This window comes from Pseudomonas sp. S06B 330 (assembly GCF_002845275.2).
Classification (GTDB): domain Bacteria; phylum Pseudomonadota; class Gammaproteobacteria; order Pseudomonadales; family Pseudomonadaceae; genus Aquipseudomonas.
The window spans coordinates 5,232,815-5,251,660 of the sequence record NZ_CP088149.1 but is presented as its reverse complement, the minus strand read 5'-3'; the positions used below and the strand labels follow the sequence as shown (position 1 = coordinate 5,251,660).

Here is an 18,846-nt window from a genome sequence, read left to right as displayed (position 1 = left end):
CATGAGTGGCAAACCTCCCGCGATTTTCCTGATGGGCCCGACCGCGGCGGGCAAAACCGATCTGGCCATCGAACTGACCAAAGTGCTGCCCTGCGAGCTGATCAGTGTCGACTCGGCATTGGTTTATCGGGGCATGGATATCGGCACCGCCAAGCCTTCGAAAGACATCCTGGCGGCGCATCCGCACCGCCTGATCGATATTCTCGACCCGGCGCAAAGCTATTCAGCGGCTGATTTTCGTCGCGACGCGCTGGAGGCCATGGCCGATATCACCGCCCGCGGCAAAATACCGCTATTGGTCGGTGGCACCATGCTTTATTACAAAGCCCTGCTCGAAGGCCTGGCCGATATGCCAGCGGCTGATCCGCAGGTGCGCGCCGAGCTCGAAGAAGAGGCGGCACGCCTTGGATTGCACGGCCTGCACCAGCAATTAGCGGCTGTTGACCCTGAGTCGGCCGCGCGGATTCACCCCAATGACCCTCAGCGCCTGATCCGCGCGCTTGAGGTTTATCGGGTCAGCGGCATGACAATGACGGCCCATCGCCAACGTCAATCCGCGGAAAGTAGCGCCGCAGGCCCTTCGGCAGCGGGCCATTTGCCCTATACTGTCGCCAGCCTGGCCATTGCGCCGAATGATCGGCACGTTTTGCACGAGCGGATTGCGCTACGATTTGGGCAAATGCTGGAACAGGGCTTCGTTGACGAGGTCCGAGTGCTGCGAGCCAGAAGTGACTTGCATGCGGGACTGCCGTCTATACGGGCGGTTGGTTATCGCCAGGTCTGGGATCATCTTGATGGCAAGTTAACATCAGTTGAGATGCAGGAGCGCGGCATTATTGCCACTCGCCAATTGGCGAAGCGGCAATTCACCTGGTTGCGTAGTTGGGCTGACTTGCATTGGTTGGACAGCCTGGCTTGCGACAATCTGTCTCGCACCTTGAAATACCTGGGGTCGGTCTCCATATTGAGCTGAGTCCTTGCAATTGCCGTCTATCCTTGGGGGTGGGGCGGCTTGAGCCATCAGTTTTTCTTTGATTTTTTTACTATTGATCCTTACAGGAGTGCGGCATATGTCAAAAGGGCATTCGCTACAAGACCCTTACTTGAATACTTTGAGAAAAGAAAAAGTTGGGGTTTCGATCTATTTGGTTAACGGCATCAAGCTGCAAGGCACGATCGAATCCTTCGACCAGTTCGTGATCCTGCTGAAAAACACCGTAAGCCAGATGGTTTACAAGCACGCTATCTCGACAGTAGTTCCTGTGCGTCCGATCCGTCTGCCAAGCGCAACCGAATCCGAGCAAGGCGACGCTGAGCCAGGTAACGCCTGATAGGAGTCTGCTTTGTTCTTTGAGCGCCACGGTGGTGGTGAACGAGCAGTCCTCGTTCACTTGGAAGGTCAGAACCCTGAGGCGCGCGAAGATCCGCAGGAGTTTCGGGAGCTGGCACTGTCGGCTGGGGCCGATATTGTCGCGTTCGCCAATGTGGCGCGACATCAGCCCACCGCCAAATACCTGATTGGCAGCGGCAAGGTCGAGGAACTGCGCGACCTGGTCAAAGCCGAACAGGTAGATTTGGTGATTTTCAATCACACCCTCACACCCAGTCAGGAACGTAACCTCGAGCGAGTATTCGAGTGTCGCGTGCTTGACCGCACCGGTTTGATTCTCGATATTTTCGCCCAGCGGGCGCGTACCCATGAAGGCAAGCTCCAGGTTGAACTGGCCCAGCTTGAGCACATGAGCACGCGGCTGGTTCGCGGCTGGACGCACCTTGAGCGGCAGAAAGGCGGTATCGGTCTGCGCGGCCCGGGTGAATCCCAGCTGGAAACCGACCGTCGCCTGTTGCGGGTACGTCTGCGCCAGATCAAATCACGCCTGGAAAAGGTCCGCAGCCAGCGCGAGCAGGCTCGCCGTGGGCGTAAGCGCGCAGATATCCCGTCGGTTTCGCTGGTTGGCTATACCAACGCCGGTAAATCGACCCTGTTCAATGCCATGACCCAATCCGAGGTCTACGCAGCCGATCAGTTGTTTGCGACACTTGATCCGACCTTGCGCCGGCTTGAGCTCGACGATGTCGGGCCGATTGTCCTGGCCGATACCGTGGGCTTCATTCGTCACCTGCCACACAAGCTGGTCGAGGCTTTTCGAGCTACGCTCGAAGAGTCGAGCAACTCGGATCTGCTGCTGCATGTGATCGACGCGCATGAACCTGATCGGATGGAGCAGATCGAGCAGGTCATGGCGGTACTGGGGGAGATTGGTGCAGAAGGCTTGCCGATCCTCGAGGTCTATAACAAACTCGACCTGCTTGAAGGTGTCGAGCCGCAGATTCAGCGCGATGCCGACGGCAAGCCGCAGCGAGTTTGGGTCTCGGCGCGTGATGGGCGTGGCCTGGAACTGGTGGGGCAGGCAATCGCCGAGTTGCTGGGGGATGACCTGTTTATCGGAACCTTGCGCCTTGAACAGCGTTTTGCGCGATTGCGCGCGCAATTCTTTGCATTGGGCGCAGTGCAGGGCGAAGAGCACGACGATGAAGGCAGCAGTCTTCTGGCCGTGCGAGTGTCTCGGGTCGAGTTCAATCGCCTGGTCAGTCGCGAAGGTTTGAAGCCAGCGGAGTTCATCGAGCAACACACTTTGCAATAAAAGCCCGGCGACGCGGTCGGGCAGCCGTGACAGGCATTCTGTAGCATTGGACGGCGCGCCGTGGGTGCGTCTTTGCTTTATCAGATGGAGAGCGCTATGGCTTGGAATGAGCCGGGTGGCAACTCGAACAATCAGGATCCTTGGGGCGGCCGCCGTGGCGGCGACAAGAAAGGACCGCCGGATCTCGACGAGGCCTTCCGCAAGCTGCAGGACAGCCTGAACGGCATGTTCGGCAGTGGCAAAAAACGCGGCGGTGACGGTGGCATCGGCAAGGGTGGTGGCTTCGGCCTGCTCGGCGTCGGTCTGGCCGTGCTGGCAGCTATCTGGCTGTACAGCGCCGTGTATGTGGTCGACGAACAGGAGCAGGCCGTAGTGCTGCGCTTCGGCAAATACTACGAAACCGTAGGGCCGGGCCTGAACATCTACTTCCCGCCGATCGATCGCAAGTACATGGAAAACGTCACGCGTGAGCGTGCCTATACCAAGCAGGGGCAGATGCTCACTGAAGACGAGAACATCGTCGAAGTGCCGCTGACCGTGCAGTACAAAATCACCAACCTGCAGGATTTCGTGCTGAACGTTGATCAGCCTGAAGTCAGCCTGCAGCACGCGACTGACAGTGCTCTGCGCCATGTGGTGGGCTCCACCGCCATGGACAAGGTGCTGACCGAAGGTCGTGAGCAGATGGCCGTGGAAATCAAGGAGCGCCTGCAGCGTTTCCTCGATACCTACCGTACCGGTATCACCGTCACCCAGGTCAACGTACAGAGCGCGGCAGCCCCGCGTGAAGTGCAGGAAGCCTTTGACGACGTGATCCGTGCCCGTGAAGACGAGCAGCGGGCCCGCAACCAGGCCGAGTCCTACGCCAACGGCGTGGTGCCAGAAGCCCGTGGTCAGGCTCAGCGGATCATCGAAGACGCCAACGGTTACCGCGACGAAGTCGTCTCGCGCGCCAAGGGTGAGGCTGATCGCTTCACCAAGCTGGTCGCCGAGTACCGCAAGGCTCCTGAGGTGACCCGTCAGCGTCTGTACCTGGACACCATGCAGGAAGTCTACAGCAACACCAGCAAGGTCCTGGTTTCCGGTAAGGATGGCCAGAGCAACTTGCTGTACCTGCCGTTGGACAAGATGGTTGAAGGTAGCCGTACCAGCAGTGCCCCGGTCAGCGTCCCGGCTTCGGCCAACGACGCAGCCAATCGCGCGGCGGCGGAGCTGCAACAGCAGCAAACACAGTTGCGTTCTAGGGAGAGCCGCTGATGAGCAATAAATCGCTGATCGCCCTGATCGTTGGCGTGGTGCTGGCGATCGTGGCCTGGAACAGCTTCTACATCGTGTCCCAGACCGAGCGCGCGGTACTGCTGCAATTTGGTCGTGTGGTCCAGGCTGATGTTCAGCCGGGCCTGCATGTGAAGGTTCCGTACGTCAACCAGGTGCGTAAGTTCGACGCTCGCCTGATGACGCTGGACGCTCCAACCCAGCGCTTCCTGACCCTGGAAAAGAAAGCCGTGATGGTCGATGCCTACGCCAAATGGCGGGTCAAAGACGCTGAGCGTTTCTATACCGCGACCTCGGGCCTCAAGCAGATCGCCGACGAGCGTCTGTCGCGCCGTCTGGAAAGCGGCCTGCGTGACCAGTTCGGTAAGCGTACCTTGCACGAAGTGGTCTCCGGTGAACGTGATGCACTGATGGCTGACATCACTGCTTCGCTGAACCGCATGGCCAGCAAGGAGCTGGGTATTGAAGTGGTCGACGTTCGCGTCAAGGCCATCGACCTGCCTAAAGAAGTAAACCGCAGCGTGTTCGAGCGTATGAGCACCGAGCGTGAGCGTGAAGCCCGCGAACACCGCGCCAAAGGTAACGAGTTGGCCGAAGGTATTCGTGCCGACGCCGACCGTCAGCGCCGTGTTCTGCTGGCCGAAGCTTATCGGGAGTCGGAAGAGACCCGCGGTGATGGTGACGCCCAGGCGGCGTCGATCTACGCCAAAGCCTACGGTCAGGACCAGGACTTCTACGCGTTCTACCGCAGTCTGAAGGCCTACCGCGAAAGCTTTGCCAATAAGAGCGATGTACTGGTGCTCGACCCGAGCAGCGAGTTCTTCCGCTTTATGGACAAGCCCAAGCCGTAAGGTTGCACCCCGCCGGGCGGCTAAAACGCTTGGCGGGGTGATCCTGCGAGAAAACGGGTGTATGATGCGGCAGCCGGGAAATTCCCGGCTTTTTTGCGTCTGCAAGATCGAACGGCCGCAAGCGGTCTCCGGTCTACAGAGCAGCCCAAGGTATTTGAGGGTATCGGCACGGCGGTAGCGCTGGAATCAGTGCTGCGCGCTATTGTTTGGCGATACCTGCTTCACTCAAGGCTAGCCCGCGGGCAGGCCGCCCGGACCAAAGGGGAAATGGCGTAATGGCAACGGTAGACCGCTGGCTGCTGCCAGATGGCATCGAAGAAGTACTGCCACCTGAGGCGGCGCGTATCGAGATCGCGCGTCGTCAGGTGTTGGATCTGTTCCAGAGCTGGGGTTACGAGTTCGTCGTGACCCCGCATATCGAGTACCTGGAATCGCTGCTCACCGGTGCCGGCCAGGACCTGGATCTGCGGACCTTCAAGGTTATCGACCCGCAATCGGGTCGGCAGATGGGCTTTCGGGCTGACATCACCCCGCAGGTCGCGCGCATCGATGCGCACACCTTGCGCCGTGAAGGCCCGAGCCGTCTGTGCTACGCCGGTAGCGTGCTGCATGCCCTGCCGCGAGCGCTGTCGACATCGCGCAGCCCGATCCAGCTCGGTGCCGAGCTGTACGGCGACGCCAGCCCGGTCAGCGACGTTGAAGTGATCAGCCTGATGCTGGCCATGCTGCAACTGGCGGATGTGCCGGATGTGCACATGGACCTGGGTCACGTCGGTATCTACCGCGGCCTGGCCCGTGCGGCTGGCTTGTCCGGTGCGGTCGAGCAACAGCTGTTCGATGCCCTGCAGCGCAAGGCCATCGATGAGGTGATCGAGCTGACCGCCAACCTGCCAGCGGACCTCGCCGGCATGCTGCGTTCGCTGACCGAGCTGTGCGGTGGGCGTGAAGTACTGGCCGAGGCGCGTGTGCGTCTGGGGCGTGCGCCAGCTGCGGTGCTGGCGGCCCTGGATGACCTGATGGCGATTGCCGAGCGTCTGGCTACGCGTTACCCCGAGCTGCCCCTGTATTTCGACCTGGGCGAGCTGCGCGGTTACCACTACCACACCGGAGTGGTGTTTGCGGTATTTGTCCCGGGCGTCGGTCAGTCGATCGCTCAGGGCGGTCGTTACGACGACATCGGAGCAGACTTTGGCCGGGCGCGCCCGGCCACCGGTTTCTCCACGGATTTGAAGACCCTGGTCACACTGGGGCGGGCCGAGGTTGTATTGCCGTCTGGCGGGATCTGGATGCCCGACAGCAGCGATGCAGCACTCTGGCAGTTGGTCTGCCAATTGCGCAGTGAAGGTCAGCGGGTGGTTCAGGCATTGCCTGGGCAGCCATTGACTGCCGCCGTCGAGGCGGATTGCGATCGGCAATTGATTCAGCAAAACGGGCTTTGGCAGGTTCTGCCGCTGGCCATTTGAGATTCCCCGCCGGTACGAGCCGGCGCCAAGTTTGCGCGAATGAGGACAAGTGTTATGGGTAAGAATGTCGTAGTCCTGGGCACCCAGTGGGGTGATGAGGGCAAAGGCAAGATCGTTGATCTGCTGACCGAACATGCTGCCGCCGTAGTGCGCTACCAAGGTGGCCACAACGCGGGCCACACCCTGGTGATCGACGGTGAGAAGACCGTGCTGCACCTGATCCCGTCGGGCGTGCTGCGCGAAGGCGTGCAGTGCCTGATCGGCAACGGCGTGGTGGTTGCACCGGACGCCCTGCTGCGTGAAATCAACAAGCTGGAAGAGAAGGGTGTACCGGTGCGCGAGCGCCTGCGTATCAGCCCGTCCTGCCCGCTGATTCTGTCCTATCACGTGGCGCTCGACCAAGCTCGCGAAAAAGCCCGTGGCGAGGCGAAGATCGGTACCACCGGTCGTGGTATCGGCCCAGCCTACGAAGATAAGGTTGCCCGTCGCGGTCTGCGCATCGGTGACTTGTTCCACCGTGAGCGTTTCGCAGCCAAGCTCGGCGAGCTGCTGGACTACCACAACTTCGTGCTGGTCAATTACTACAAAGAGCCTGCAATCGACTTCCAGAAGACCCTGGACGAGTGCATGGAGTACGCCGAGCTGCTCAAGCCGATGATGCTCGACGTCACCGCTGAGCTGCACAACCTGCGTCGCGCTGGCAAGGACATCATGTTCGAAGGTGCCCAGGGTTCGCTGCTGGACATCGACCACGGTACCTACCCGTTCGTTACCAGCTCCAACACCACCGCTGGCGGCATCGCTACCGGTTCGGGCGTTGGCCCAATGTACCTGGACTACATCCTGGGTATCACCAAGGCTTACACCACCCGCGTTGGTTCGGGCCCGTTCCCGACCGAGCTGTTCGATGACGTGGGTGCCTTCCTGGCCAAGCGTGGCCACGAGTTCGGTGCTACCACCGGTCGTGCCCGTCGTTGCGGCTGGTTCGATGCCGTCATCCTGCGTCGCGCTATCGACGTCAACAGCATCTCGGGCCTGTGCCTGACCAAGCTGGACGTGCTCGACGGTCTGGAAACCATCCGTATCTGCGTTGGCTACAAGAACGAGAACGGTGCAGTGATCGACGCGCCAACCGACGCTGACAGCTACATCGGTCTGGAGCCGGTGTACGAGGAGATGCCGGGCTGGACCGAGTCGACCCTGGGTGCCAAGACCCTGGAAGAGCTGCCGGCCAATGCCCGTGCTTACATCAAGCGTGTAGAAGAGCTGGTCGGCGCGCCGATCGACATCATCTCCACCGGCCCTGACCGCAACGAGACCATCGTGCTGCGTCATCCGTTCGCCTAATCCGCGAGTGATGTAAAAGCAAAGGCCCCTTTTTAGGGGCCTTTGTCGTTTCTGTCTGCTGTTCGGCACAACCTTTGCTGTAAGAATCGCTTCAGGGTTGCCATCATTTTAGTGGCCCCAGTAGTAGAGGGTTCTTACGTGTCAGCCGTTCTCTCACTGTTACGAAGCCGCCTGCTGCGGCCTGTGTTTGTTGCCCTTGGTATCGCTCTTTTGGTGCAGGTGCTGGTCGCGGTCGCGCTGACTCGGAGCACCGTCACCACACTTGAGGCTGACCTTGGCAAACGATTGGGCGCCGACAGTCAGAAATTGTCCGCCGAGCTCGAACAGGCCGGGCAGGAAGTCAGCGCGGGGCTTGATAGCCTCTCTGCCAGTACCCGCCAGCGTCTGACCGCGGGGCTTTCCACTCGTCTGCAAAGCGAACAGGCTCAATTGCGGGCAACGCTGGAGAAGAACCTCAAGGACTCGGCCAATGATATGGCTGAACTGCTGGCCTCGGTCGCCCCGCGGGCCATGTGGGACAACGATGTACCGACTCTGTCCGAGTTCTCCCGGCGTGCCCAGCGCAATCCCAGCGTGCTGTTCGTGGTGTACGACGATGTCCAGGGGCAGCACCTGACCCGCTACCTGAATCGGCAGAATCCGATCAACCAGGCCTTGCTGGAAAAGGGGCAGGGTGAGCGGGCGCTGGACAAGGTTCTGGATGCCGCACGCAATGATCCGTCGGTGTATTTCGTCGAAGCCTCGATCAACCCCAACGGCGTGGAAATCGGCAAGGTACTGATGGGGGTCTCTACCGCCGCCGTCGATGCCGAGTTGGTGGCGCTCGACAAGCGCTTCTCGGCGCTGATCGCCAGTGGGGATCAATTGGTCGGTGAAAGCCTGGTGGGCGCGGCAGCCGACAGCAACAAGGCCTTGCGTGCACGCCTGGAGGCTGCACAGGCGAGTGCTGCTGGTATGCAGGCTAATACCTCGCAAAGCGTTCAGGACGCTGCGACAACCCTGCGCTGGAACATCGGCGTCGGTCTGGCCCTGGTCGGCCTTGGTGTGCTCCTGGCGGTGGCGGTGGTGCTGGGGCGGCGGGTGGTCAATAAGCTGCGCCTGCTGATTGCTGCGCTGAACGATCTGGCCGCCGGTGAGGGCGATCTGACCAAGCGGGTCAGCATCGACAGTCGCGACGAGATTGGCGACATGGCGGCAGCGGTTAACCAGTTTGTCGACAAGCTGCAGCCAATCGTACGTGAGGCGGGGGAGGTGGCCCAGCGTACTGGCATTGAGATCGGCGCCATGGCTCAGCGCAACGCTGGGGCTGATGCGGCTGCCGAGCTGCAGCGTGACGAAGTGGCGGCGAGCCTGCGCGACCTGTCGACCATGGCTGATGAGGCCCAGGCCGAAAGCCAGGCCATGCAGTCGGCCTTGCAGCAGGTGGTGGATATTCGTCAGGCCACGGATGAAAACTCGCGCACTTCGACTCAGGTGGCCAAGCTTATTGAAGACCTGGCTGGGCAGGTGCAGACCGGCTCGAAGGTCATCGAGCGCCTGGCGCAGCAAAGCGAGCAGATTGAGGTGGTGCTGACAGTGATTCATGGCATTGCCGAACAGACCAACTTGCTTGCGCTCAATGCTGCTATCGAGGCGGCGCGGGCAGGTGAGACCGGGCGTGGCTTTGCGGTGGTGGCGGACGAAGTGCGGGCCTTGGCCAGCAAAACCCAGAGCTCGACGGGCGATATCCAAGCGCATATTGGTGCGTTGCAGCAGGGTGCGAAAGAGGCGGTGGCCGCGATCAGTCAGGCTGGGCGACAGGCCAGCGAAGGGTTGCTGGTGCTACGTGACAACGCGCGATTGCAGCAGTCGGTGCAGGCGTCGGTTGAGCAGGTGCATGCGGCGATTGGTCTGGCTACCCGCGCGGCGGAGCAGCAGGCGCAAGGCGCGCAAGCGGTGCGTGGGCGGGTGCAGACCATCCATGCCCAGGCCGAGCGGGCTGCCGAAGTGGTGATGCAGACCACCGCCAGCAGCAAGGTGCTGGATGACCTGGCGGAGCAGCTCAAGGCTAGCCTGGGTCAATTCCGCGCCTGATCCCGTCCTCCGAGCTTGTGGGAGCTGGCCTTGCCAGCGATGCAGGCGACGCGTAACAGCTGACACCGCGCCGATTTCATACAGGCAATCAATGCGCCCGGATCCTATGTGGGGAGGGCTCAAGCGCGGTTCAGGTACATTCGCGTTGTCAGTAGGTACACCGGCAACCCAGACACCAGAATCAGCAAGGCGGCATAGGGGGCGGCAGCCGCAAACTCGACATTGGCTGTGTGCGCCCACACCTCGGTAGCCAGAGTGGTCATGCCTGTCGGGCTGAGCAGCAAGGTGGCGGTCAGTTCTTTCATGGCATCCAGAAACACCAGGGCAAACGCCGCTGCCAGTGCCGGGAAGATGATCGGCAAGGTGACCCGGCAGAATGCACTGAATTGAGTCGCCCCGAGTGTTCGCGCCGCCTCTTCAAGTTGCGGTGCTGCCTTGTGCAGCGCTGTGCGCACCGGCGCTTGGGCCAGAGGCAAGAACAGCAGGGCATACGCCAGCAACAACAACCCGGTGGTCTGGTACAGCGCAGGCACGTAGTGCAAAGCGAAATACACCAGGGTCAAGGCAATCACCAGGCCGGGCAGGGCGTGCAACAAATAAGGCAAGCGCTCGGCCCAGATCGCCAGGCGACCTTTGTAGCGCACCACCAGAAAGCTCACTGGCAATGCCAGCAGCAGGCTCAGGCCAGCGCCTCCCAGCGACAGTGATAGCGAGGAGAACAGAGCGCGGCTGATATCGGCGACCGGGAAGGCCGCGGACGAACCAACACTCAGCCAGTAGCCGAGCATGCCCAGGGGAATCCCGCTGCCCAGCAATGCCAGGGCCAGGCAAAACAATTGTCCTGCCGGCATCCATGCCCGTAGGCGAATGGGGGCGCCGCGCCGCGCTACACCCTGGCCAATTCGCACATGCCGGGCATTGCCGCGCACGCGCAGCTCAAACCAGAGCATCAGTAAGCACATGAACAGCAGTACAGCCGAGAGCATGGCCGCATTGGCGTTGCTGAATTCCAGTTCGAATTGTTGGTAAATCGCCGTAGTGAAGGTTTGCAGGCCGAGGATCGACAGCGCGCCGAACTCGACCAGCATGTGCAGGGCAATCAGCAGGCTGCCGCCGAGAATCGATGGCCACAGCAGGGGTAGGGTGATCTTGAAGAACACCCCCCAGCGATTTTGCCCCAGGGTGCGCGCCGACTCTTCAAGTGAGGTGTCGAGATTGCGCAGGGTCGCGGCCACGGGCAGGAACACCAGCGGGTACTTGGACAGGCTCATCACTAGGATGGCGCCGGCCAGGCCTTCGAAGCGCGGGCTCAAGGATACCCAGGTAAAGCCGCTGACGAAGGCTGGTACGGCAAACGGCAGGCAGAGGATCACGCCCCACACGCGTCGCCCAGGAAGATCGCTACGTTCCAGTAGCCAGGCCAGCGCTACGCCGAGGGCCATACAGGCCAGGGTTACGCCCGTCATCAGCATTAGCGTATTGCGCATCAGGCCCCAAACAAACGGGCGCCAGAGCAGATGCAGCGCTTCGCGCCAGCCCGCTTCCCAGGTCTTCAGGGCAACGTAGAGCAGGGGTAGCAGGCTCAAACCGACCAGTAGCAGTACCGGCAGCACGACCCAGATAGAGGGGCGCTTGCGCTTGGGGACATAGCGACTGGTCGGTTGGATCGCGGGCAGGGCTGCGCTCATTACAGCAAGCCAACTTCGCGTTCGAGTTCCAGGGCTTCTTCAGCGTTGCCCAGGTCGGCTGGGGTGATTTTCGGCGGACGCAGGTCCTCGAACGGCTTCAGACCCTGGTCCGAGACCATGCCTTTGTGTAGCGGGTATTCGGCGGTGGTCTGGGTAATTACGCGCTGGCCTTCTTCGCTGGCCATCCAGGCCAGCAGCGCCTGGGCTTCCTTAGGGTGTTTGCTGGCCTTGACGGCTGCGGCGCCGGAAATGGTCATCAGGCCGCCGACGTCGCCATCCGCCAGGTAGTAGAGTTTCGAATCCAGCTGGCCGCGTTCTTTTTTCAGTGCATACCAGTAGTAGTTGTTAACCAGTACGGCGGCTACTTCCCCGTTTTCCACGGCTTTGAGGGCAACCATGTTATTGGTGTAAGTCTTGCCGAAGGCCTTGAGGCCGGTCAGCCATTCTTCGGCAGCCTCACGGCCGTGCAGCTTGAGGATGGCCACGGCCTGTTCCTGGAACGCGCCGCTGGTCGGCACGAAGCCGATCTTGCCTTCCCACTCGGGGTTGGCAAAGTCCATGACCGAAGGCGGAAGTTCTTTCTCGTCGATGACCTTGGGGTTGAAGGCGACAACCCGGGTTCGTGCTGTCACGCCCATCCAGGTGCCGTTGCCGGCGACAAATTCCTTGGGCAGCATCTGCAGGGTGGAGTCGTCGATCTTGGCCAGCAGGCCGAGTTCGCCCAGGTTGTTCAGCGGTGGCGACTCTTCGGTGTAGATGACATCGGCTGGCGAGCGCTCGCCTTCTTCGATGATCTGGCTAGCCAGCTGGTTGCTGCTACCCTTGCGGACGTTGATGTGGACGCCAGTCTTGGCCTCATAGGCCTTGGCGATGGCGTCGCCGATTTCCTTGTGCTGGCCGTTGTACAGGGTCAGCGATATCGGGTCGGCGGCCATGGCGGCGGGGGCGCCAAGCACCAGGGCAAAAACAGAAACGGCCAGGCCGCGCAACAGGGGGTTATTGCGGAACATCATGCGGGTGTTTCCTCGCTTGCGGCTACATATCTGGAAACAATGATAAGCGATATCGCTTCTCAAGTGCCCTTGTGAAGGGAAATTCATGAGCAGGCTATCGGTTAGTCAGGAGGGCGTAGGCAAGAAATGAGGCGGGGTAGAAACGAAAAAACCCGCTTTCGCGGGTTTGATCTGAATTGGTGCCCAGAAGAAGACTCGAACTTCCACGACCGTAAGGTCACCAGCACCTGAAGCTGGCGTGTCTACCAATTTCACCATCTGGGCAAAATGAAGCGGTGTAGCTTGTAACGAAAACAGTGTAGCGTGTTGCAGTAAATCTCAGAAGCGCGGGGCAGTTCTAAGATTTGAAATTGGTGCCCAGAAGAAGACTCGAACTTCCACGACCGTAAGGTCACCAGCACCTGAAGCTGGCGTGTCTACCAATTTCACCATCTGGGCATTTCGCTAAGGTCACATGATGCTTCACATCACGTTGCATCTCAACTATAACGACGGTGGCCGTCGTTGTGGTGCGCACTATACGGATGCCTCTGAGAGCTGTAAAGCCCCGTTCAGAAAAAATCTTAAAATTTTCAAGTCGTTGTTCCTTATGATGGTTTTGGCAGCATCCAGGGGGCTCTGAGAGGGCTGTCCAAGCCTGAAATTTCCGGTTTCAATACGCCTATGCCAAACTAACCCTTATATAGACAAGGTGAACCCCTCCTAATGGCCGATTGGCAGACCCTCGATCCCGAGGCCGCTCGTGAAGCGGAAAAATACGAAAACCCTATTCCTAGCCGTGAGCTGATCCTGCAGCGCTTGGACGAGCGCGGCTCGCCGGCTGCCCGTGAGCAGCTGGTCGAAGAGTTCGGCCTGACCACCGAAGACCAGATCGAAGCCCTGCGCCGCCGTTTGCGGGCGATGGAGCGTGACGGTCAGCTGATCTATACCCGGCGCGGCACTTATGCCCCGGTAGACAAGCTCGACCTGATCCTCGGCCGCATCGCCGGCCACCGCGACGGTTTTGGCTTCCTGATCCCGGACGATGGCAGCGATGACCTGTTCTTGAGCCCGGCACAGATGCGCCTGGTGTTCGATGGCGACCGTGCCCTGGCCCGCGTCTCCGGCCTTGACCGCCGAGGCCGCCGTGAAGGCGTGGTGGTCGAAGTGATCTCGCGTGCCCACGAAACCATCGTTGGTCGCTATTTCGAAGAAGGCGGTATCGGCTTCGTTACCCCCGACAACCCCAAGGTCCAGCAGGAAGTGCTGATCACGCCGGGGCGCAATGGTGGCGCGAAGATCGGTCAGTTCGTTGAAGTGAAGATCACTCACTGGCCGACCCCGCGCTTCCAGCCTCAGGGCGATGTCACCGAAGTGATCGGTAACTACATGGCCCCGGGCATGGAAATCGACGTTGCCCTGCGCAGCTATGACATTCCGCATGTCTGGCCTGAAGCGGTGGTCAAGGAAGCGCGCAAGCTCAAGTCGGAAGTCGAAGAGAAAGACAAAGAGCACCGCATCGACCTGCGTCATCTACCGTTCGTGACCATCGACGGCGAAGATGCCCGCGACTTTGACGATGCGGTCTACTGCGAGAGCCTGGGCAAACTGCGCCTGTTCTCCGGTGGCTGGCGCCTGTACGTGGCGATCGCCGACGTTTCCAGCTATGTGCGCCTGGGGTCTGCCCTGGATGCCGAAGCCCAGGTGCGCGGCAACTCGGTGTACTTCCCTGAACGCGTCGTGCCGATGCTGCCGGAAGAACTCTCCAACGGCCTGTGCTCGCTGAACCCGCACGTCGACCGCTTGGCGATGGTCTGTGAAATGACCATCAACAAGTCCGGGCAGATGGTCGATTACCAATTCTATGAAGCGGTGATCCACTCTCACGCGCGTCTGACCTACAACAAGGTCAGCAGCATGCTCGAACACGCCCGTACCCGCGAAGGCAAAGCCCTGCGCGAGCAGTACAGCGAAGTGGTGCCGGACCTCAAGCAGCTCTATGCGCTGTACAAGGTACTGCTGGCGGCCCGTCATACCCGTGGCGCGATCGACTTCGAAACCCAGGAAACCCGGATTATCTTCGGCTCCGAGCGCAAAATCGCGGAAATCCGCCCGACCGTGCGCAACGACGCCCACAAGCTGATCGAGGAATGCATGCTGGCGGCCAACGTCGCCACTGCCGAATTCCTCAAGAAACACGAAATTCCTGCGCTGTACCGTGTACACGATGGTCCACCGCCAGAGCGCCTGGAAAAACTGCGCGCCTTCCTGGGTGAGCTGGGCCTGTCGTTGCACAAAGGCAAGGATGGTCCATCGCCGAAGGACTACCAGGCACTGTTGGCGCAGATCAGTGATCGCCCAGACTTCCACCTGATTCAGACGGTGATGCTGCGCTCTCTGAGCCAGGCGGTGTACAGCGCTGACAATAACGGCCACTTCGGTCTGAATTACGAGGCGTACACTCACTTCACCTCGCCGATCCGCCGTTATCCGGACCTGTTGACCCACCGGGCCATCCGCAGTGTGATCCGTTCGCGCCAGGAAACCCCGCACGTCAAACGCGCTGGCGCCATGAGCATTCCCAAGGCGCGGATCTATCCGTACGACGAGGCGACTCTGGAGCAGCTCGGCGAGCAGTGCTCGATGAGCGAACGGCGCGCCGACGAGGCCACTCGCGATGTGGTCAACTGGCTCAAGTGCGAGTACATGAAAGATCGCGTCGGCGAGAGTTTCCCGGGTGTGATCACCGCGGTGACCGGCTTTGGCCTGTTCGTCGAACTGACCGACATCTACGTCGAAGGCATGGTGCATGTCAGCGCCTTGCCGGGCGATTACTACCACTTCGACCCTGTGCACCACCGCCTGGCCGGTGAGCGCACCGGTCGTAGCTTCCGCCTGGGTGACACGGTGGAAGTACGGGTCATGCGCGTCGACCTCGAACAGCGCAAGATCGACTTCGAGATGGCAGAGAACACCCTGAAGGCGCCGATTGGTCGCAAGCAGCGTTCCGAAGGCGTGCGCCCCCAAGATGGCAAAGCGGTTCCGGTCCTCGACAAGGCTGAAGTGACCAAGGCCGAGCCTGCGCGTAGGAGCAAAAAGAACGAAACCGCCGAAGCTTATTTTCCTTCGCACGCCGCGGCGAAAAACGCCGAAGTGCGTAAGAGCCGGGAAATGAAGAAGGCACTGATGTCCGATGCCAAAAGCGCCGGTGGCAAGTCGTCTTCCAAGGCTGGCAAGTCGTCGGAGAAACCGAGCAAGCATCGCAAGGGGCCGCCAAAAGCAGGCTCTGGATCACGTAAACCCAAGGCCAAGTCATGAGTCAGTTGGAAAAAATCTACGGCGTTCACGCCGTAGAAGCCCTGTTGCGTCATCACCCTAAGCGGGTCAAGCAGATCTGGTTGTCCGAAGGTCGCAGTGAACCGCGTCTACAGCCTCTGCTTGAACTGGCCGCGCAGAACCGCGTGGCGATCGGCCAGGCAGAGCGTCGCGAGATGGATGCCTGGGTTGAAGGCGTGCATCAAGGCGTTGTGGCTGAAGTCAGCCCAAGCCAGGTCTGGGGCGAGGCCATGCTCGAAGAGCTGCTCGATCGTACCGAAGGCGCGCCGTTGATCCTGGTGCTCGACGGTGTCACTGACCCGCACAACCTCGGCGCCTGCCTGCGCACCGCCGATGCGGCGGGTGCGCTGGCGGTGGTCGTGCCCAAGGACAAGTCGGCAACCCTGACCCCGGCGGTGCGGAAAGTGGCCTGCGGCGCTGCCGAAGTGATCCCGTTGGTGGCCGTGACTAACCTTGCGCGCACACTGGAAAAGCTCCAGCAGCGTGGCTTGTGGGTTGTCGGTACTGCGGGTGAGGCCGAGCAGGAGCTGTATCAGCAAGACCTGACCGGGCCGACCATCCTGATCATGGGGGCCGAAGGCAAGGGCATGCGCCGCTTGACCCGTGAGCACTGTGATTTCCTGGTTAAGCTGCCGATGGCCGGTAGCGTCAGCAGTCTGAACGTGTCGGTGGCGACTGGCGTGTGCCTGTTCGAGGCCGTTCGTCAGCGCCAGGCCAAAGCCAAGGTCTGACACCGCTGCACCTGTGGGGGCGAAATCATCCGCGAAGGACCGCATAGCAGCCCTATCTTTGGGGTCGCGCTGCGACCCAGCGCGGATGAATTCGCTCTCGCAGGTGTTCCGGCTCCCTCTTCGCGGGGCTGCTCAATAATTCACCAATTCCCTTGCTTGTCCCCTGGCGCTTCTCTACAATTGCGCCCCTTGCCATGTTGGCAGGCGCTCACGCGCCCCCAGCCAAGGCAAGACATACAGTGTCATTCACTCCTTGTCTGACCACTCTGGTGGCAGACTACAACCCGTAAGGAGCATTCATGCGTCATTACGAAATCATCTTTCTGGTCCACCCTGACCAGAGCGAGCAAGTCGGCGGCATGGTTGAGCGTTACACCAAGCTGATCGAAGAAGACGGCGGCAAGATCCACCGTCTGGAAGATTGGGGCCGTCGTCAACTGGCCTACGCAATCAACAATGTTCACAAGGCTCACTACGTGATGCTGAACGTTGAGTGCACTGGCAAGGCCCTGGCCGAGCTGGAAGACAACTTCCGCTACAACGATGCCGTGATCCGTAACCTGGTCATCCGTCGCGACGAAGCCGTTACCGGCCAGTCCGAGATGCTCAAGGCTGAAGAAAACCGCAGTGAGCGCCGTGAGCGTCGCGACCGTCCTGAGCATGCTGACAACGCCGATGGCGACGACAGCAATGACAGCGACAACAGCGATAACGCTGACGAGTAATCCACGGACCTTTTGAGGAGCCTATTACATGGCACGTTTCTTCCGTCGTCGTAAATTCTGCCGCTTCACTGCTGAAGACGTGAAAGAGATCGATTACAAAGATCTCAACACCCTGAAAGCTTACGTATCCGAAACCGGCAAAATCGTTCCAAGCCGTATCACCGGTACCAAAGCTCGTTATCAGCGTCAGCTGGCTACCGCTATCAAGCGCGCCCGCTTCCTGGCCCTGCTGCCCTACACCGACAGCCACGGCCGCTGAGACCGGGTCGTCGACAAGTAGCAAAGGATAGAGTGCATGCGCGCCTTAGCTGATTTCATCATGCGCGGTCGCGTGCAGGCCACCCTGGTGGTGGTGGGTTGTGCGGCATTGCCGCTGTTGTTCTGGTTGAGTGCCGCCGCTGGGAGCCTGGTGTTCCTGCGGCGCGGTTTCAAGGACGCCTCCGGAGTCCTCGCCTGGGCATTATTGCCGGCGTTGGCCTGGTGGTTCTTCGGCGAGCCGCGCACCTTGATGGTGTTGCTGGGAACGCTGGGGTTGGCTGCGCTACTGCGCGCCGGACAGTCCTGGAATCGGGTGCTGTTGTTCAGCATCGCCATGGGCCTGGTGTATGGCGTAATCCTGGGTTCGGTGTTCCGCGAACCGATTGAAGCTCTGGCTGGAGCGCTTGAAAAAGCCCTGCCGCAGATGCTCGACGGTCTCTACCAGCAGTTGTCGGTAGAGGAGCGGGCCCGCCTGGGAAGCCTGATTGCACCGGTGCTCAACGGCCTCATAGCGGCATTGTTGCAAGCCGTCAGTGTGCTGGCCCTGATGTTGGGACGGTACTGGCAGGCGTTACTGTATAACCCGGGTGGTTTTGGGCGCGAGTTTCAAGCGGTCAGACTCCCCTTGGTGCCAACGCTGGTGTTGGTGGTGCTCATGCTGGTGGGACCGAATTTCGGTCCTGAACTGGCGATGTTGACGCCGCTGTGCAGCGTACCGCTGATGTTTGCAGGGCTCGCCCTGATGCATGGGCTGGTGGCACAAGGACGACTGGGCAAGTTCTGGTTGGTTGGGATGTACGTGACACTGCTGCTGTTCATGCAGCTGACTTATCCGTTGCTCGTGGTTTTGGCCATTGTCGACAGCCTGATTGATTTTCGCGGTCGCAAGGTACCCCCTAAAGGTGCCGATAACGATTCTGCGAACGGTGAAGGTTAAAAGTAAGAGGATTTTCACATGCAACTGATCCTTCTGGAAAAAATCGCTAACCTGGGCAACCTGGGCGATAAGGTAAATGTTAAGGCTGGTTACGGCCGTAACTACCTGCTGCCATTCGGCAAGGCCACCGCTGCTACCGCTGCCAACCTGGCTGCGTTCGAAGAGCGTCGTGCTGAGCTGGAAAAACTGGCTGCAGAGAAAAAAGCTTCGGCTGAAACCCGCGCTGCCCAACTGGCCGAGCTGGAAGTGACCATCACTGCCACCGCCGGTGACGAAGGCAAGCTGTTCGGTTCGATCGGCACCCACGACATCGCTGACGCCCTGACCGCCTCCGGCGTTGAAGTGGCCAAAGCTGAAGTTCGTCTGCCGAACGGCACCATCCGTAACGTCGGCGAATACGACGTTGCCGTGCACCTGCACAGCGACGTTGAAGCCACCGTTCGCGTGGTTGTTGTCGCAGCCTAAGCTGTACCAATCGGCTGGCACCCTGAGTGCCAGCCGGTTAACATCGGGCACGATCCTGCT

General features: G+C 60.4%; 16 protein-coding genes and 2 tRNA genes. 14 read left to right on the top strand and 4 right to left on the bottom strand.

Annotation, left to right across the window (positions count from 1 at the left end; all coding sequences use genetic code 11):
- Nucleotide 1: 1 nt before the first annotated feature.
- The 8 genes from miaA (at nucleotide 2) to CX511_RS23655 (ending at nucleotide 9,654) form a co-directional block, all read left to right on the top strand.
- Nucleotides 2-973, top strand: coding sequence for a tRNA (adenosine(37)-N6)-dimethylallyltransferase MiaA (gene miaA, locus CX511_RS23690; RefSeq protein WP_045182148.1), 972 nt, complete (start codon nucleotides 2-4; stop codon nucleotides 971-973).
- A 97-nt stretch (nucleotides 974-1,070) separates the two neighbouring features.
- Nucleotides 1,071-1,331 carry an RNA chaperone Hfq gene (hfq, locus tag CX511_RS23685; protein WP_010221594.1) on the top strand — a complete coding sequence of 87 codons (261 nt, stop codon included), beginning with the start codon at nucleotides 1,071-1,073 and terminating at the stop codon, nucleotides 1,329-1,331.
- A gap of 12 nt (nucleotides 1,332-1,343) precedes the next feature.
- Nucleotides 1,344-2,645: a ribosome rescue GTPase HflX gene (gene hflX / locus CX511_RS23680; RefSeq protein WP_045182151.1), complete on the top strand. Its 1,302-nt coding sequence runs from the start codon at nucleotides 1,344-1,346 to the stop codon at nucleotides 2,643-2,645.
- 96 nt (nucleotides 2,646-2,741) lie between these two features.
- Nucleotides 2,742-3,902 carry an FtsH protease activity modulator HflK gene (gene hflK / locus CX511_RS23675; RefSeq protein WP_045182152.1) on the top strand — a complete coding sequence of 387 codons (1,161 nt, stop codon included), beginning with the start codon at nucleotides 2,742-2,744 and terminating at the stop codon, nucleotides 3,900-3,902.
- Nucleotides 3,902-4,771 (top strand): protease modulator HflC, encoded by an 870-nt coding sequence (hflC, locus tag CX511_RS23670; protein WP_045182155.1) that lies wholly within the window; start codon nucleotides 3,902-3,904, stop codon nucleotides 4,769-4,771. The genes hflK and hflC overlap by 1 nt, the downstream gene beginning before the upstream one ends.
- 275 nt (nucleotides 4,772-5,046) lie before the next feature.
- Complete coding sequence (locus CX511_RS23665; RefSeq protein ID WP_045182157.1) at nucleotides 5,047-6,234, top strand: ATP phosphoribosyltransferase regulatory subunit; 1,188 nt, start codon at nucleotides 5,047-5,049, stop codon at nucleotides 6,232-6,234.
- A gap of 54 nt (nucleotides 6,235-6,288) precedes the next feature.
- A complete protein-coding gene (locus tag CX511_RS23660; protein ID WP_045182160.1) occupies nucleotides 6,289-7,581 on the top strand; it encodes an adenylosuccinate synthase in 1,293 nt (430 codons plus the stop codon).
- Nucleotides 7,582-7,719: 138 nt separating this feature from the next.
- Complete coding sequence (locus tag CX511_RS23655) at nucleotides 7,720-9,654, top strand: methyl-accepting chemotaxis protein (RefSeq protein WP_045182162.1); 1,935 nt, start codon at nucleotides 7,720-7,722, stop codon at nucleotides 9,652-9,654.
- 119 nt (nucleotides 9,655-9,773) lie between these two features.
- On the opposite strand, the gene CX511_RS23650 is transcribed toward CX511_RS23655, so the two are convergent.
- The 4 genes from CX511_RS23650 to CX511_RS23635 form a co-directional block, all read right to left on the bottom strand.
- The gene (locus tag CX511_RS23650) at nucleotides 9,774-11,342 is read right to left on the bottom strand and encodes an ABC transporter permease (RefSeq protein ID WP_045182164.1); all 1,569 of its coding nucleotides are present in this window, start codon (nucleotides 11,340-11,342) and stop codon (nucleotides 9,774-9,776) included.
- Nucleotides 11,342-12,355, bottom strand: coding sequence for an extracellular solute-binding protein (locus CX511_RS23645; protein WP_101292005.1), 1,014 nt, complete (start codon nucleotides 12,353-12,355; stop codon nucleotides 11,342-11,344). Before CX511_RS23645 ends, CX511_RS23650 begins: the two co-directional genes overlap by 1 nt.
- A gap of 177 nt (nucleotides 12,356-12,532) precedes the next feature.
- Nucleotides 12,533-12,619, bottom strand: a tRNA-Leu gene (locus tag CX511_RS23640).
- Between the two features lie 87 nt (nucleotides 12,620-12,706).
- A tRNA-Leu gene (locus CX511_RS23635) sits at nucleotides 12,707-12,793 on the bottom strand.
- A gap of 267 nt (nucleotides 12,794-13,060) precedes the next feature.
- Here CX511_RS23635 and rnr point away from each other — a divergent pair.
- From rnr to rplI, 6 genes are all read left to right on the top strand, one after another.
- On the top strand, nucleotides 13,061-15,652 hold the full coding sequence (gene rnr, locus CX511_RS23630; RefSeq protein ID WP_101292100.1) for a ribonuclease R: 2,592 nt from the start codon (nucleotides 13,061-13,063) through the stop codon (nucleotides 15,650-15,652).
- Nucleotides 15,649-16,401, top strand: coding sequence for a 23S rRNA (guanosine(2251)-2'-O)-methyltransferase RlmB (rlmB, locus tag CX511_RS23625; protein ID WP_101292101.1), 753 nt, complete (start codon nucleotides 15,649-15,651; stop codon nucleotides 16,399-16,401). Before rnr ends, rlmB begins: the two co-directional genes overlap by 4 nt.
- A gap of 299 nt (nucleotides 16,402-16,700) precedes the next feature.
- On the top strand, nucleotides 16,701-17,126 hold the full coding sequence (rpsF, locus tag CX511_RS23620) for a 30S ribosomal protein S6 (RefSeq protein WP_101292102.1): 426 nt from the start codon (nucleotides 16,701-16,703) through the stop codon (nucleotides 17,124-17,126).
- 28 nt (nucleotides 17,127-17,154) lie between these two features.
- On the top strand, nucleotides 17,155-17,385 hold the full coding sequence (rpsR, locus tag CX511_RS23615; RefSeq protein WP_009403887.1) for a 30S ribosomal protein S18: 231 nt from the start codon (nucleotides 17,155-17,157) through the stop codon (nucleotides 17,383-17,385).
- A gap of 36 nt (nucleotides 17,386-17,421) precedes the next feature.
- Entirely contained in the window at nucleotides 17,422-18,321 is a 900-nt protein-coding gene (locus CX511_RS23610) for a hypothetical protein (protein ID WP_045182176.1), read from the top strand.
- A gap of 18 nt (nucleotides 18,322-18,339) precedes the next feature.
- Complete coding sequence (gene rplI / locus CX511_RS23605; protein WP_028945689.1) at nucleotides 18,340-18,786, top strand: 50S ribosomal protein L9; 447 nt, start codon at nucleotides 18,340-18,342, stop codon at nucleotides 18,784-18,786.
- Nucleotides 18,787-18,846 lie beyond the last annotated feature (60 nt).

Coding starts and splice junctions, on each gene's coding strand:
- miaA (WP_045182148.1), top strand. CDS start 2: ATGAGTGGCAAACCTCCCGCGATTTTCCTGATGGGCCCGACCGCGGCG.
- hfq (WP_010221594.1), top strand. CDS start 1,071: ATGTCAAAAGGGCATTCGCTACAAGACCCTTACTTGAATACTTTGAGA.
- hflK (WP_045182152.1), top strand. CDS start 2,742: ATGGCTTGGAATGAGCCGGGTGGCAACTCGAACAATCAGGATCCTTGG.
- hflC (WP_045182155.1), top strand. CDS start 3,902: ATGAGCAATAAATCGCTGATCGCCCTGATCGTTGGCGTGGTGCTGGCG.
- CX511_RS23665 (WP_045182157.1), top strand. CDS start 5,047: ATGGCAACGGTAGACCGCTGGCTGCTGCCAGATGGCATCGAAGAAGTA.
- CX511_RS23660 (WP_045182160.1), top strand. CDS start 6,289: ATGGGTAAGAATGTCGTAGTCCTGGGCACCCAGTGGGGTGATGAGGGC.
- CX511_RS23650 (WP_045182164.1), bottom strand. CDS start 11,342: ATGAGCGCAGCCCTGCCCGCGATCCAACCGACCAGTCGCTATGTCCCC.
- CX511_RS23645 (WP_101292005.1), bottom strand. CDS start 12,355: ATGATGTTCCGCAATAACCCCCTGTTGCGCGGCCTGGCCGTTTCTGTT.
- rnr (WP_101292100.1), top strand. CDS start 13,061: ATGGCCGATTGGCAGACCCTCGATCCCGAGGCCGCTCGTGAAGCGGAA.
- rlmB (WP_101292101.1), top strand. CDS start 15,649: ATGAGTCAGTTGGAAAAAATCTACGGCGTTCACGCCGTAGAAGCCCTG.
- rpsF (WP_101292102.1), top strand. CDS start 16,701: ATGCGTCATTACGAAATCATCTTTCTGGTCCACCCTGACCAGAGCGAG.
- rpsR (WP_009403887.1), top strand. CDS start 17,155: ATGGCACGTTTCTTCCGTCGTCGTAAATTCTGCCGCTTCACTGCTGAA.
- CX511_RS23610 (WP_045182176.1), top strand. CDS start 17,422: ATGCGCGCCTTAGCTGATTTCATCATGCGCGGTCGCGTGCAGGCCACC.
- rplI (WP_028945689.1), top strand. CDS start 18,340: ATGCAACTGATCCTTCTGGAAAAAATCGCTAACCTGGGCAACCTGGGC.